Source organism: Clostridium tetanomorphum, assembly GCF_017873215.1.
Classification (GTDB): Bacteria; Bacillota; Clostridia; order Clostridiales; family Clostridiaceae; genus Clostridium_AO; species Clostridium_AO tetanomorphum.
Window position 1 is genome coordinate 111,015 of sequence record NZ_JAGGKA010000014.1, and the last position, 14,116, is coordinate 125,130.

The following is a 14,116-nucleotide window of genomic DNA, read 5'->3' on the forward strand; positions in this document are numbered from 1 at the left end:
GGCTTTGTGCCTTTTTATTTTTTAAATAAGTATTTATTATACTATATGGGAGGAGCATAATGTATAATGTAGTAAAACTAAACAATGGGTTAAAAATAGCTTTAGAAGAAATAGACTATGTTAATTCTGTGAGTGTAGGATTATGGGTTAAAAATGGGTCTAGAAATGAAAACAGGGAAAATAATGGAATATCCCATTTTATAGAGCACATGCTTTTTAAAGGAACCTATAATAGGAATTCAAAAGAAATAGCAGAATGTATCGAGGATGTAGGAGGGCAAATTAATGCTTTTACAGGTAAAGAGGCTACCTGTTACTATGTAAAGATTTTAGATAGTCATTTAGAATTAGCTTTAGATGTTTTATCTGATATGCTATTTAATAGTAAGTTTTCAGATGAAGATATAGAAAAAGAAAAAGGTGTAATAATAGAAGAAATCAATATGAGTGAGGATTCACCAGAAGATGTACTTATGGATGTACATAGTAAAGCTATATGGGGAGAAGAATCGATAGCATTACCTATACTTGGAACTGAAGATACAATAACTTCATTTGATAGACAACATATTATAGATTATGTATATTCTCATTATATACCTGAAAATTGTGTTTTATCAATAGCTGGAAAGTTTAGTATTGATAAAATAGTAAATTTAATAGAAAAATATTTTGGAAATTGGCACATTACACATAAGGAAATAACTAATTATACTAAGCCACAAATATTAGATAATCACTTATTTAAAAAGAAAAGCATAGAGCAATTGCATATGAGCTTAGGATTGTATGGAGTAGAATTAGGTAGTGAAGATGTTTATTCTCTTTTACTTTTAAATAATATTTTAGGAGGAGGGGCATCTTCAATATTATTTCAGAAAATAAGAGAAGAAAAAGGAAGATGTTATTCTATATATTCTTATTTGAGTTCATTTAATAATACAGGTGTGGTTAGTATTTATACAGGATTAAATTCTAAATATGCAATAGAAGTAATTCAGCTAATACAAGATGAACTTATTAAATTTTCAAAATCCAATATTTCCTATGAAAGGATTTTAAAAGGTAAAGAACAATTAAAAGGAAACTATATTTTAGGGTTAGAGAGTACTAGTAGCAGAATGTTCAGTAATGGAAGATCTGTTTTATTCTTAAATAGAATTAATAAACCGGAAGATACAATAAAAAAAATAGATAATATTAATGAAGAAAAAATAAAAAAAGCTATGGATAATACATTTAAAAAAGGAATAATTAATTCTGCTTATGTAGGAGAACAAATTGACTTAAATTTAGTAAAAATATTAATGGAAAAACATACGGTTCCTTTTAACAATTCTAAGACAACACTAATATAATGTATTAGTAATAAATCCTTAATATGTTTCATATTATCTTATGAAATATATTAAGGAGGTATTATAGTGGAAGAGGATATTAAATTATATAGTGATATGGAAAAGTATGAAATAATTAATATTAATGATGGAGATAAATACAACTATTTATCTAATAATGATATTATAATTGATGAAGAGGGCAATTTTAAATTGCTTATATTAACAGACCCTAAAATGAAATTTAGTTTTTTTAGCAAGAATGAATTTATTGAAATTCCTTGGGAGTATGTTAAAAAAATTGGGTCAAGAACTATAATAATAGATGTAGAAGAAAAATTCATGAAAAAAACCCGTGTATAGTTATGGAGGGATAGTATGAAAATTTTAGTTCAAAAATTTGGAGGTACATCTGTATCTACAGCAAAAAGAAGACAAATGGTTATAGAAAAAGTGATTAATGCTAAACAACAAGGATACTCTCCAGTAGTAGTTGTGTCAGCTATGGGACGAAAAGGAGAACCTTATGCAACAGATACTTTACTATCTTTAGTAAATAAAGAACTTAAAGAAAAAAATCCACTTTCTATAGATTTGCTTATGAGCTGTGGAGAAATAATTAGTACTGTAGTAATGACAGGAGAGCTTTTAGAAAAAGGAGTGGAAGCTGTTCCTATGACTGGGGGACAGGCTGGTATAATAACAAATGATAATTATAATAATGCATCAATAGAAAGTTTAGACCCTGATAGAATATTTCATATACTAAATGAAGGTAAAATTCCTGTAGTAGCTGGATTTCAAGGAATAAGTAAGAATGGTTATATAACAACAATAGGCAGAGGCGGAAGTGATGTAACAGCATCTTTACTTGGAGTAGCATTAAAGGCTCATCAAGTAGAAATATATACAGATGTAGATGGTATAATGACAGCGGACCCTAGAATTGTATCTGATGCTTGTTTAATAGAAGAAATAAGCTACAATGAAGTTTTCCAGTTTGCAGATCAAGGAGCTAAAGTTATCCATCCTAGAGCTGTTGAAATAGCTATGAAAGCAAATATACCTTTAGTTATAAAAAATACTTTAAGTAATTGCAAAGGTACTATAATTAATAATTTAGGGGATGTTGATGTTGACAATATAGTAACTGGTATAACTCATATGTCAAATAGAGTTCAAATAAAAGTACAAGAAAATGAAAATAAAGAAAATCTTCATTATAATACATTATTAAATATATTAGCAGATAACTTAATAAGCATAGATTTAATAAATGTATTCCCGGAAGAAAGTATATTTACAATAGATAAAAAGGATTTTGATAAATTTAATAATATAATGAGAAATCTAAATTTAAATTTCTCTCATATAGATAATTGTAGTAAAATTGCTATTATAGGTAGTAGAATAAGAGGTATACCTGGTGTAATGGCAAAAATATTACATTGTTTAAATTTAGAGAAAATTAAGGTGCTTCAAACTGCAGATTCTCATACAACAATCTGGTGTTTAGTAGAAGAACAACATACAGAGAAAGCCATAAATGCATTACACAAAGGATTTAATCTAGGAGAAGTTAAAAAATAATAAATAGTATAATCTTTTTTCTTATGCACAAAATAAAATGAAGTGAAAATAAATGGGATAAATTTGTGCTAGGAGGCAAGATTATGTGTAATGAGAATAAGGGAGATAATAATTTAAAGAATATAAAAGATTTAGGTGTTACGAACATTCCTAAATCAGATGAAAAAATATATGTACTTCCTATTATAGGTCAAATAGAAGGACATATGGCTGGAACACCTCAAACTAAAAGTACTAAATATGAGCATGTAATTCCTCAACTTGTGAATATAGAGATGAATGATTCTGTAGAAGGAATACTTGTAATATTAAATACTGTTGGAGGAGATGTAGAGGCAGGTCTTGCTATAGCTGAAATGATAAAAAGCCTTAGCAAACCTACTGTATCTTTGGTTATAGGTGGAGGACATTCTATAGGAGTTCCTCTTGCAACAGCAGCAGATTATTCATTTATTTCTCCATCTGCTACTATGATAGTCCATCCTATAAGAATGAATGGACTTGTAATAGGAGTACCACAAACTTTTGAATATTTTAATAAGATGCAGGAGAGAATATTAGAATTTATTATTAGAACCTCTAAAATTAAAAGAGAAGAATTACAAAATATGATGATCCAAACAAATGATCTTCTAAATGATATGGGAACAATACTAATAGGAGATCAAGCGGTTGAATGTGGACTTATAGACGAAGTTGGAGGCATAAAGGATGCACTGGCTAAATTAAATAGTCTAATTAAAGATAAAGGGAAAACGACCCAACCATAGGTATATCCTATGGTTAATTTTTGTATAGACAAGCTTTAGAAGGATAATTAAAATAATGTATAGAAATACTAAAAAGGAGGTGACAGTTTATGGGAAGAAAGAAAGCAAAAAGTAATGGTGATAATGATATAAAGGGAATAATTTCAATAACATTTGGAGTATTGATGCTTATAAGTGTATTTTCACCATTAGATTCTGGTATAATAGGTAAAATTATAAAAAAAATACTTATTGCTACCTTTGGATTAGGAGCATTTATTTTCCCATTTCTTATTATTTTCATTGGAGCATGTTTTATAGTGAAAAAAGGTAAAATTAATTTTAATAAAAAGTTTTATGGAATAGTGATTTTATTAGTAAATACTTTATTATGTATTCAAATGGGTGACATAGCTATAAGAGATAGTAACCAAACTATATTTGAAGGTATTAAATCAATATATAATACTGATTCTATATTACATGGTGGTATAATATGTTATTTAATAGATTTACCTTTATATAAACTTTTTGGTAAGCTAGGATCTTTTGTTATTTTTATTGCCCTTTATATAATTTCTTTTATTCTAATTAGTCAAATATCATTATATACTTTAATAGAAAAATATAAATTACAAAGGAATTTAAGATTAAGTAAAAAGGATATAATACAGTATGATGAAATAGATAGTAAAGAATTAGTGGCTTATGATAGTAATGAAAGTGAAGAATCTAAGAGAAATAATAAAATAAAAATTATAGATTTTCTTAAAACTTCAACTTTAGAAAAAGAGGAAGAAATTCCTAATATAGAAGTACAACTTAGTAGCGAGAATACAAAAAACAAAAATATTAAAGAAGAAGAAAAGAGAGATATAAATGAAGAGCTAGAAAAAGAAATTATTAAAGGTACTAGTAATGTAAGTGTTGAATACAAGTTCCCTTCATTAGCATTATTAAATCCAAACATAGGATGTAAATTGAATAAAGAAGACAAAAAAGAATTGCTAAATAATGCAAATAAACTAGAAGAAACTTTATCTAGTTTTGGAGTAGAGGCTAAAGTTATTCAGGTTACTAAAGGACCTTCTGTAACTAGATTTGAACTTCAACCTAATGCTGGAGTAAAGGTAAGTAAAATTGTAAACTTAGCAGATGATATTGCATTAAGTTTAGCAGCTTCTGGAGTAAGAATAGAAGCTCCAATACCTGGAAAGTCCGCTGTAGGTATAGAAGTACCAAACAAGGATCTAACTCCTGTATTTTTAAGAGAAGTATTAGAATCAGATCAATTTTCTAATTTTAATAAAAATATAGCCTTTGCTATAGGAAAAGATATAGGGGGTAATTGTATGGTATGGGATTTAGCTAAAATGCCACATCTTCTTATAGCAGGTGCTACTGGATCAGGAAAAAGTGTTTGTATAAATACTCTTATAATTAGTTTATTATACAAATATTCTCCGGAAAATGTAAAGCTTTTAATGGTAGATCCTAAAGTTGTAGAACTTAATATATATAATGGCATTCCACATCTTTTAATACCTGTAGTAACAGATCCTAAAAAAGCTGCTGGAGCATTAAATTGGGCGGTAAATGAAATGACAAGGAGATATAAACTCTTTGCTGAAAATAATGTAAGAAATGTAGAAAGCTATAATGAATTATATGAAAAAGGAAGAATTGAAGACAAACTTCCTTTAGTAGTTATTATTATTGATGAGCTTGCAGATTTAATGATGGTTTGTCCTAATGATATAGAGGATTATATAGGAAGATTAGCTCAAATGGCAAGAGCAGCTGGCATGCATTTAGTAATTGCTACTCAAAGACCATCTGTAGATGTAATTACAGGAGTAATAAAAGCAAATATTCCTTCTAGAATATCTTTTGCTGTATCTAGTCAAATTGATTCTAGAACAATACTTGATATGTCAGGAGCAGAAAAGTTACTTGGAAAAGGAGATATGCTTTTTTATCCCACTGGGGAAGCAAAGCCAATGAGAATTCAAGGAGCTTTTATTTCAGAAGAAGAAGTAGAAAAAGTAGTAGAATTTATAAAAAGTGAGCAAGGTCAAGTAGAATATGAAAATAGTATAATAGAGGAAATAAATACATCTACTGAAGTAAATGAAGAAGAGAAGGATGAATTATTAGAAGAAGCTATTAAAATAGTAATTCAAATGGATCAAGCTTCAACTTCCCTATTGCAAAGAAGGCTTAGAATTGGGTATAATAGAGCAGCTAGAATTATAGAGCAATTAGAAGAGAGAGGGATAATTTCTGGGAAAGATGGTAGTAAACCAAGACAAGTTCTTATAAATAAGGAAGATGTATAATTTGAGGAGGATTACGTATGAATAAGTTAAAGTTTGGATTAGTAAGTTTAGGGTGTGATAAAAATAGAATAGATTCAGAAATAATGATAGGTAAAATTAGCAAAAATAATACAATAACTAGTGATCCAAGTGAAGCGGATGTAATAATAGTTAATACCTGTGGTTTTATAGAAGATGCAAAACAAGAATCAATAGATACTATCTTAGAAATGACAAAATATAAACAAAGGAATTGTAAGGTTCTTATTGTTACTGGCTGTTTAAGTCAAAGATATGGGAAAGAACTTCAGGAATTACTTCCAGAGGTGGATGTTATGATAGGAGTTAATGACTATGATAAATTAGAAGAAGCGGTAAAAAAGGTTATTGAAGATAAAGAAAAACTTTTTTACTGTAATTACAGTGATAAGGGAGTAAACGAAGGAGAGAGAGTACTAACTACTCTTAATCATTATGCTTATTTAAGAATTGGTGAAGGTTGTGACAATTTTTGCACTTATTGTGTAATACCACGTATAAGAGGTAAATATAGAAGTAGAAAAATAGAAAACATATTAAACGAAGCTAAAACTTTAGCTGAAAATGGAGTTAAGGAAATTATATTAGTAGCACAAGATACTACTAGATATGGAATAGATTTATACGGAAAAAAAATGATTCATAAGCTTCTTGCTGATATTTCTAAAATAAATGGTATAGAATGGATTAGGGTTTTATATTGTTATCCTGAAGAAATGGAAGATGAACTTATAGAAGAAATGGCTTGTAATTCTAAAGTGTGTAAATATTTAGATATGCCTATTCAACATATTAGTAATGATGTATTAAAAACTATGGGAAGAAGAGGGAGAAAGGAACAAATTATACATACTATAAATAAGTTAAGACAAAGAATTCCTAATATTGCTTTAAGAACTTCTATAATAGTTGGATTCCCTGGGGAAAGTGAAAATAATTTTAATGAATTAAAAGATTTTGTTAAAGAAATTAATTTTGAGAAGTTAGGTGTATTTAAATATTCTCAAGAAGAAAATACTCCAGCAGCCATTATGGAAAATCAAATTGAAGATAAAATAAAAGAAATAAGACAAAAAGAATTGATGGAGTTACAACAACGTATATCTAAAAAAATAAATAATTTAAAGGTTGGTAAAATATACGAAGTAATAGTGGATAGCTTTGACGGAGAGTACTATATTGGTAGAAATTATGAAATGGCTCCTGAAATTGATGGTGCAATTTATTTTAAATGTGATAAAATATTAAATATAGGTGAAATAGTTTCAGTGAAAATTGAGAGCTGCTCAGAATATGATTTAATAGGAGTTGTGTATTATGAATCTTGCAAATAAGCTAACAATAATAAGAATTTTCTTAGTACCTATTTTTTTAGTATTTATTGCAGTAAAAGGCATACCCTATGGGAAGGAAGTTGCTACAATTATATTTATTTTAGCTGCCTTAACAGATAAATTAGATGGATACATAGCAAGAAGTAGAAATCAAGTTACTAGATTTGGAAAATTTATGGACCCTTTAGCTGATAAATTACTTGTAACTGCAGCATTAGTATCATTAGTAGAGCTACAAGTAATTTCTACATGGGTAGCTATGATAATTATAGCTAGAGAGTTTGCTGTAACAGGTCTTCGTGCTGTTGCTGCTGCAGAGGGAATTGTTATTGCTGCTAGTGGTTGGGGAAAAGCTAAAACTGTTACTCAAATAATAGCAATAGTAATGTCTTTAATAACTTTAAATATAAGTAATCTAGATAAAACTTCAACTATGATGTTTATACCTTATAGCTATATAAATGTAATAGCAAAAGTAACCATGGCTGCTGCAGTTATAATTACAATAGTTTCAGGGCTAGATTATTTTATTAAAAATAAAGAAGCTATTAACACAGAAAAATAATTAAAATGTTTAAAAATAGTAATTATGTATATAATTCTAGATAAATAAAGTTCCTATTTTAATAGGAACTTTATTTATAGAATTAAACGTTCTATAAGTTGACCGAATATAGAAAGTATTGTATAATATAATAGAACAAATGTTCGAAAAATGAAAGGATGGTGAACCCTTTAGGGAAAATATTATGAATAATGATAAATTAAAAGCTATAGAAGCTGCCATGGGGCAGATTGAAAAACAATTTGGAAAAGGTTCTATAATGAAATTAGGAGAGCACAGTGTATTAAATATAGATGCTATCTCTACAGGTTGTCTAGGAATGGATATTGCATTAGGAATAGGAGGAGTGCCCCGTGGTAGAATTATCGAAATATATGGTCCAGAATCCTCGGGTAAAACAACTGTAGCACTTCATATAGTAGCGGAAGCACAAAAAATGGGAGGATCAGCAGCTTTTGTTGATGCTGAACACGCATTAGATCCAACATATGCAAAGAGATTAGGTGTTGATATTGATGATCTTATTGTATCCCAGCCTGATACTGGAGAGCAGGGGTTAGAGATAGCAGAAGCTCTTGTAAGATCTAATGCTATTGATGTAATAGTAGTAGACTCTGTAGCGGCACTTGTACCTAGAGCAGAAATAGAAGGTGAAATGGGAGATTCTCATGTGGGATTGCAAGCAAGACTTATGTCACAAGCATTAAGGAAGTTGGCAGGGTCTATAAATAAATCAAAATGTGTAGCTATATTTATAAATCAGTTAAGAGAAAAGGTAGGGATTATGTTTGGCAATCCTGAAACTACTCCTGGAGGAAGAGCATTAAAATTTTATTCTAGTGTTAGAATAGATGTACGTAGAATTGATTCAATAAAGCAAGGAGAAGATATATTAGGTAATAGAACTAGAGCTAAAATAACAAAAAATAAAGTAGCACCTCCATTTAAAAATGCTGAATTTGATATAATGTACAATGAAGGTATTTCAAGAACTGGTGATGTATTAGATTTAGGTGTTAAAGAGGAACTTGTTCAAAAGAGTGGAGCTTGGTTCTCATATAAAGACATTAGACTAGGGCAAGGAAGAGAAAATGCTAAACAATTTTTAAAAGAAAATCCAGAGTTACTTATAGAAATAGAAAATTCTATAAGAAAAAAACATAACTTACCAATTATGGTACAAAATGAAGAACCAAAAAATGGAGAGAATAAATCGCAAAAAAAGGATAATGAAAATAAATAATAATAAAGTGGTGCATAATAAAGAAGATATACAACTTGACATAATGATAAAATTAATATAAAATAAATACAAAATCTGGTTTAGCGAAATCATCCATTTGAATAATATGACACCTTTCTATGCTTTTATATTTACTATTAATAGATTTTTGGTAAAAAAAGAGCAAAGGAGGTGTTCATGTGAAACCAATATATTATATAGTAATTACTGCAGTAGTAGCTGCCATAGCAATATATATAGACTTTTATATAAGAAAAAATGTATCGGCAGCTAAAATATCTAATGCAGAAGAAGAAGCACGAAAAATAGTTGATAAAGCTGAAAAAGAAGCTGAGTCTAAGAAAAAAGAAGCTATACTCGAAGCTAAAGAAGAGGTTCATAGATTCAGAAATGACTTCGAAAAGGAGTCAAGAGATAGAAGAAATGAAATTCAACGTTTAGAAAGAAGATTAATTCAAAGAGAAGAGTCACTTGATAAGAAAAGTGATGTGTTAGAAAAAAGAGAAGAAAATTTAACAAAAAAACAACAGGAACTTACTGAGTTAGAGGCAAGTATTCAAGAATTGTATGATAAACAAAGAGATGAATTACAAAGATTATCAGGTTTAACTTCTGAACAGGCTAAGGACATATTATTAGAGGAAGTTAGTAAGGAAATTAAGCATGAAACTGCTGTAATGATTAAAGAGGTTGAAGCTAAAGCTAAAGAAGAAGCCGATAAAAAGGCTAGAGAAATAATTACATACGCCATTCAAAGGTGTGCTGCAGATCATGTTGCAGAAACAACTGTATATGTAGTAAATCTTCCAAATGATGAAATGAAAGGGCGTATAATTGGTAGAGAGGGAAGAAATATTAGAACTCTCGAAACTTTAACTGGTGTAGATTTAATTATTGATGATACTCCAGAAGCAGTTATTCTTTCAGGCTTTGACCCTATAAGAAGAGAAGTAGCTAGAATTGCGTTGGAAAAACTTATAGTAGATGGACGTATACATCCTGCTAGAATTGAAGAAATGGTAGAAAAAGCTAAAAAAGAGGTTGAAAATGACATTAGGGAAGAGGGAGAACAAGCAACTTTCGAAACTGGTGTTCATGGACTTCATTCTGAGTTAGTTAGGTTGTTAGGAAGACTAAAATATAGAACTAGTTATGGACAGAATATTTTGAAACATTCCATAGAAGTTTCATATTTAGCTGGTCTGATGGCTTCCGAATTGGGCATAGATCCTACTTTGGCAAAAAGAGCTGGTTTACTTCACGATATAGGTAAAGCGGTAGATCATGAGGTAGAAGGTCCTCATGCTTTAATTGGCGCAGAGGTAGCTAAAAAATACCATGAATCTGCCATAATAGTAAATGCAATAGCTGCTCATCATGGTGATGTGGAATCGCAATCTCTTGAAGGAATATTGGTGCAGGCTGCTGATGCTATTTCAGCTGCAAGGCCAGGTGCTAGAAGAGAAACTTTAGAAGCATATATCAAGAGGTTAGAGAAATTAGAAGAAATAGCAAATTCATATGAAGGCGTAGAAAAGTCATATGCCATTCAAGCGGGTAGAGAAATTAGAATAATAGTTAAACCAGAAGAAATAGATGATGCTGGGTTAGTTGAAATGTCAAGGAATATTGTAAAGAAAATAGAAAATGAATTAGAATATCCTGGTCAAATCAAAGTTAATCTTATAAGAGAAACTCGAGCAATAGAGTATGCGAAATAATTAAAAAGAGAAAATAAAATCCTTTTAATTTGTAAAATTTATAAATTTTACAAAATTAAAAGGATTTTTTCATTATATGTAGAATATTATTATATAGTACTAATAACAAATAAAGTTAAATTATAGGAGGTTTATTTATGGAAGTATTAAAAGTTTCAGCAAAATCAAGTCCAAATAAAGTTGCAGGAGCATTAGCAGGAGTTTTAAGAGAAAAGGGGGGCGCTGAAATACAAGCAATAGGTGCTGGTGCATTAAATCAAGCAATAAAGTCAGTAGCAATTGCAAGAGGGTTTGTTGCCCCAAGTGGTATTGATTTAGTGTGCATACCAGCATTTACTGACATAGAAATTGATGGTGAAGAAAGAACAGCTATCAAGTTGATTGTACAACCAAGATAGTAAAATAATATTGAAAAAAAGGACTTGAATCACATCAAGTCCTTTTATTTATTTTGATTATATGGTAAATTAGAACTTGTGATAAAATTAAATTTTATTATAAAAAGGTTGACTTTTAAAGAGGAGGAATAATATTGGACTTAAAAGCTTTAATTAAACTTATGCGGCCTAAACAATGGATAAAAAATAGCTTTGTTTTTGCGGCTTTAATATTTTCGGGTAGATTCGTAGAGGTACCATTATTATTAATAAATGTAAAAACATTTATATTATTTTGTATTACTTCTTCTACGGTCTATATATTAAATGATTTAGTTGATATTGAAAAGGATAAAATTCATCCTGAAAAGAAAAACAGACCATTACCTAGTGGGAGAATATCTAAGAATCTAGCTATTATTTTTGATATAATACTTTTAGGTGTTGTAATAGGTGGTTCTATAAATAACTTAAAGTTATTTATTATACTATTTACATATTTATTAATTAATGTACTATATTCATTTAAGTTAAAAAATATAGTTATTATAGATGTTATGATTATTACTTTTGGATTTGTGCTAAGGGTTGAGGCGGGAAGTATTTCTACAAATATTCCAATATCACCTTGGCTTATATTATGCACTACTTTGCTGTCTTTATTTTTAGCTTTAAATAAAAGGAAGAGTGAAATAATAACTTTGGAAAGTAAAGGGGCTAATCATAGAAAAATTTTAAAAGAATATTCTATTGAGTTTATTGATAGTATGCTTACTATTGTTACGCCGTCCATATTGATGGCATATTGCTTATACACATTTAATTCTGTGCAAAATCGTAGTATGATGATAACTATACCTTTTGTTTTATACGGTATATTCAGATATCAATATTTAATGTATAAAAAAAATATAGGTGGAAAACCAGAAGATATATTTACAAAAGATATGCCTTTTTTAATTAATATACTTCTTTGGATTGTAAGTGTTTTAATAATTATTTATTTTAGAATATAGACGGAGGTGCGGTTATGCTTACAAAAATGAATTATAAAGTTAAAAAAAAGAGTTATAAATATTATTCTTTTATAGGGATATTAGGATTAATATTAAGTATAGTATGGTGTAGTAGAGTAAATCCAAAGTTGTTTTCTGATTTTGAATATTATTATAATCTAGCGGTAGATATATCACAAGGAAAACCTTGGGGAGATACATATACTTCAGTAGGTTATCCTATTGTATTAGGACTTTTATTTAAAATATTTGGGGCCAGTACATTGGTAGCTAAAATATTTAACATATCACTTACAGTTATAAGTTATTATTTAGTATATTCTATATTAAATAAGCTAGAAATTGATGAATTAAACAAAAAAGTTATATATACAATTTTTGTGTTATTTCCTATAAATATTTTTTATAATAATTTGGTAGCTACAGAAATTATATTTTCAACTATGCTATTGCTAGTAACAAATATATATTTAAGTGGTGCTAAATATAAGTATGTAATTATAGGAGTATTAGTAGGGCTTAATACAATAATAAAACCATTTTTTATATGTATATTTTTTGCGGTTTTCTTAGTGGATAGTATAACTTCAAAAAGAATTGGACAAGCGATAAAAAATAGTTTTATTGTACTTGTGGTATCAATTGTAGTTATTGTTCCTTGGTGCTATAGAAATACTAAATTAACAGGTGAGTTAACTTTTGTATCTAATAATGGAGGAATAGTTTTATATATAAACAATAATTCACAAAATAATGTAGGAAGATGGATGCCAGCTGAAGATGTAGAAAATTCAATAGTAAAGACAGGAGAATATATAAATGCTAATATGACTAAGAAAAATAAAATGTTATCCAAAGCAGCTAAAGATTGGATAAGGGAAAATCCAAAGCATTTTATAAAATTAGGTTTTTTAAGACTTGTTAATACTTACGGAACGGCAGGGGATTCTTATTATACAACTTATGAAAGTGAATTAAATGATAGCCAAAAAAATATTATGTACTCAATAGCAGATAAGGCTAAAAAAGTGGTATTCTATCCAGGGATTGTGTTTATATTACTTTATAGCATATACATATTAATTAACTTAATAAAAAGAAATACAGAAAATATTGATAAATTCATGCTATATTCTTGTGTAATATTTTATATGTTTACATGTGTTTACTTTATTACAGAAGGACAAGCTAGGTATTCATTTCCGTTAACATTTTTCATGGCTAATTCTATCATTTATTGCATGAGAAAAATTAAGGAGTTGTTTCAATGATAGTACAAATATTAGTATCAGTTTTTCTAGGAGCTTTAGGACAAATATTAGTAAAAGTAGGAGCGGTAAATTTAAATTTAAATTTCTCATCTGGTTATTTGGTTTCCAGTTTAGTTAGTATATTAAAGAATATACCTGTGATGAGTGGTATAATATCCTATGGATTAAGTTTTTTATTATGGATTAAAGTACTAAGTAAAGTAGAATTAAGCTATGCATATCCAATGGTAAGTTTAGGTTATGTACTTGTAATGTTATTTTCATACTTCATATTTAAAGAAAATATAACACCTTTAAGAATATTAGGGATAGCTTTTATAATATTAGGAGTCATTTTAGTTGCAAGAAGCTAAACATACTAAATCGTTAGACGGACTTAAATTCTGTCTAACGATTTTTTATTGTGTGCCCAGCATGGGCAACAACTTGACGGTGAAAGTCCGTTGTTGGGAACCACTAGCTGACGGCAAGGGTGTCCACCGTGAGGTGGAATCTGAAGGAAGCCGAAGGCAAAATCTTGGTCTGAGGAATACAAATTACATATAAGGCTTACTAA

13 protein-coding genes are annotated in these 14,116 nt (G+C 28.9%); all 13 read left to right on the forward strand.

Annotation, left to right across the window (positions count from 1 at the left end; translation table 11 throughout):
- Positions 1–59 precede the first annotated feature (59 nt).
- The 13 genes from J2Z24_RS14065 (at position 60) to J2Z24_RS14125 (ending at position 13,913) form a co-directional block, all read left to right on the forward strand.
- Positions 60–1,358, forward strand: coding sequence for a M16 family metallopeptidase (locus J2Z24_RS14065; protein WP_035148590.1), 1,299 nt, complete (start codon positions 60–62; stop codon positions 1,356–1,358).
- A gap of 66 nt (positions 1,359–1,424) precedes the next feature.
- A complete protein-coding gene (locus J2Z24_RS14070) occupies positions 1,425–1,700 on the forward strand; it encodes a YlmC/YmxH family sporulation protein (RefSeq protein WP_035148592.1) in 276 nt (91 codons plus the stop codon).
- A 15-nt stretch (positions 1,701–1,715) separates the two neighbouring features.
- Entirely contained in the window at positions 1,716–2,927 is a 1,212-nt protein-coding gene (dapG, locus tag J2Z24_RS14075; RefSeq protein WP_035148593.1) for an aspartate kinase, read from the forward strand.
- Between the two features lie 83 nt (positions 2,928–3,010).
- Positions 3,011–3,697: a ClpP family protease gene (locus J2Z24_RS14080; protein ID WP_035148594.1), complete on the forward strand. Its 687-nt coding sequence runs from the start codon at positions 3,011–3,013 to the stop codon at positions 3,695–3,697.
- 89 nt (positions 3,698–3,786) lie between these two features.
- Positions 3,787–6,015 (forward strand): FtsK/SpoIIIE family DNA translocase, encoded by a 2,229-nt coding sequence (locus J2Z24_RS14085; RefSeq protein WP_035148596.1) that lies wholly within the window; start codon positions 3,787–3,789, stop codon positions 6,013–6,015.
- 17 nt (positions 6,016–6,032) lie between these two features.
- Positions 6,033–7,367: a 30S ribosomal protein S12 methylthiotransferase RimO gene (gene rimO / locus J2Z24_RS14090; protein ID WP_035148597.1), complete on the forward strand. Its 1,335-nt coding sequence runs from the start codon at positions 6,033–6,035 to the stop codon at positions 7,365–7,367.
- On the forward strand, positions 7,351–7,932 hold the full coding sequence (pgsA, locus tag J2Z24_RS14095; RefSeq protein WP_035148598.1) for a CDP-diacylglycerol--glycerol-3-phosphate 3-phosphatidyltransferase: 582 nt from the start codon (positions 7,351–7,353) through the stop codon (positions 7,930–7,932). The genes rimO and pgsA overlap by 17 nt, the downstream gene beginning before the upstream one ends.
- Positions 7,933–8,116: 184 nt before the next feature.
- Entirely contained in the window at positions 8,117–9,175 is a 1,059-nt protein-coding gene (gene recA, locus J2Z24_RS14100) for a recombinase RecA (protein ID WP_035148599.1), read from the forward strand.
- A 188-nt stretch (positions 9,176–9,363) separates the two neighbouring features.
- Complete coding sequence (gene rny, locus J2Z24_RS14105; RefSeq protein WP_372440089.1) at positions 9,364–10,896, forward strand: ribonuclease Y; 1,533 nt, start codon at positions 9,364–9,366, stop codon at positions 10,894–10,896.
- Between the two features lie 137 nt (positions 10,897–11,033).
- Positions 11,034–11,294 (forward strand): stage V sporulation protein S, encoded by a 261-nt coding sequence (locus J2Z24_RS14110; protein WP_027623485.1) that lies wholly within the window; start codon positions 11,034–11,036, stop codon positions 11,292–11,294.
- Between the two features lie 134 nt (positions 11,295–11,428).
- Positions 11,429–12,289: a decaprenyl-phosphate phosphoribosyltransferase gene (locus tag J2Z24_RS14115; protein ID WP_035148602.1), complete on the forward strand. Its 861-nt coding sequence runs from the start codon at positions 11,429–11,431 to the stop codon at positions 12,287–12,289.
- Between the two features lie 14 nt (positions 12,290–12,303).
- Positions 12,304–13,560, forward strand: a complete 1,257-nt coding sequence (locus tag J2Z24_RS14120; protein ID WP_111947505.1) for a glycosyltransferase family protein — start codon at positions 12,304–12,306, stop codon at positions 13,558–13,560.
- Entirely contained in the window at positions 13,557–13,913 is a 357-nt protein-coding gene (locus J2Z24_RS14125) for an SMR family transporter (protein ID WP_035148603.1), read from the forward strand. Before J2Z24_RS14120 ends, J2Z24_RS14125 begins: the two co-directional genes overlap by 4 nt.
- Positions 13,914–14,116: the final 203 nt, after the last annotated feature.

What these genes read in the sequence shown, in the direction of transcription:
- J2Z24_RS14065 (WP_035148590.1), top strand. Translation starts at nt 60, where the DNA reads ATGTATAATGTAGTAAAACTAAACAATGGGTTAAAAATAGCTTTAGAA.
- dapG (WP_035148593.1), top strand. Translation starts at nt 1,716, where the DNA reads ATGAAAATTTTAGTTCAAAAATTTGGAGGTACATCTGTATCTACAGCA.
- J2Z24_RS14080 (WP_035148594.1), top strand. Translation starts at nt 3,011, where the DNA reads ATGTGTAATGAGAATAAGGGAGATAATAATTTAAAGAATATAAAAGAT.
- J2Z24_RS14085 (WP_035148596.1), top strand. Translation starts at nt 3,787, where the DNA reads ATGGGAAGAAAGAAAGCAAAAAGTAATGGTGATAATGATATAAAGGGA.
- rimO (WP_035148597.1), top strand. Translation starts at nt 6,033, where the DNA reads ATGAATAAGTTAAAGTTTGGATTAGTAAGTTTAGGGTGTGATAAAAAT.
- pgsA (WP_035148598.1), top strand. Translation starts at nt 7,351, where the DNA reads ATGAATCTTGCAAATAAGCTAACAATAATAAGAATTTTCTTAGTACCT.
- recA (WP_035148599.1), top strand. Translation starts at nt 8,117, where the DNA reads ATGAATAATGATAAATTAAAAGCTATAGAAGCTGCCATGGGGCAGATT.
- J2Z24_RS14110 (WP_027623485.1), top strand. Translation starts at nt 11,034, where the DNA reads ATGGAAGTATTAAAAGTTTCAGCAAAATCAAGTCCAAATAAAGTTGCA.
- J2Z24_RS14120 (WP_111947505.1), top strand. Translation starts at nt 12,304, where the DNA reads ATGCTTACAAAAATGAATTATAAAGTTAAAAAAAAGAGTTATAAATAT.
- J2Z24_RS14125 (WP_035148603.1), top strand. Translation starts at nt 13,557, where the DNA reads ATGATAGTACAAATATTAGTATCAGTTTTTCTAGGAGCTTTAGGACAA.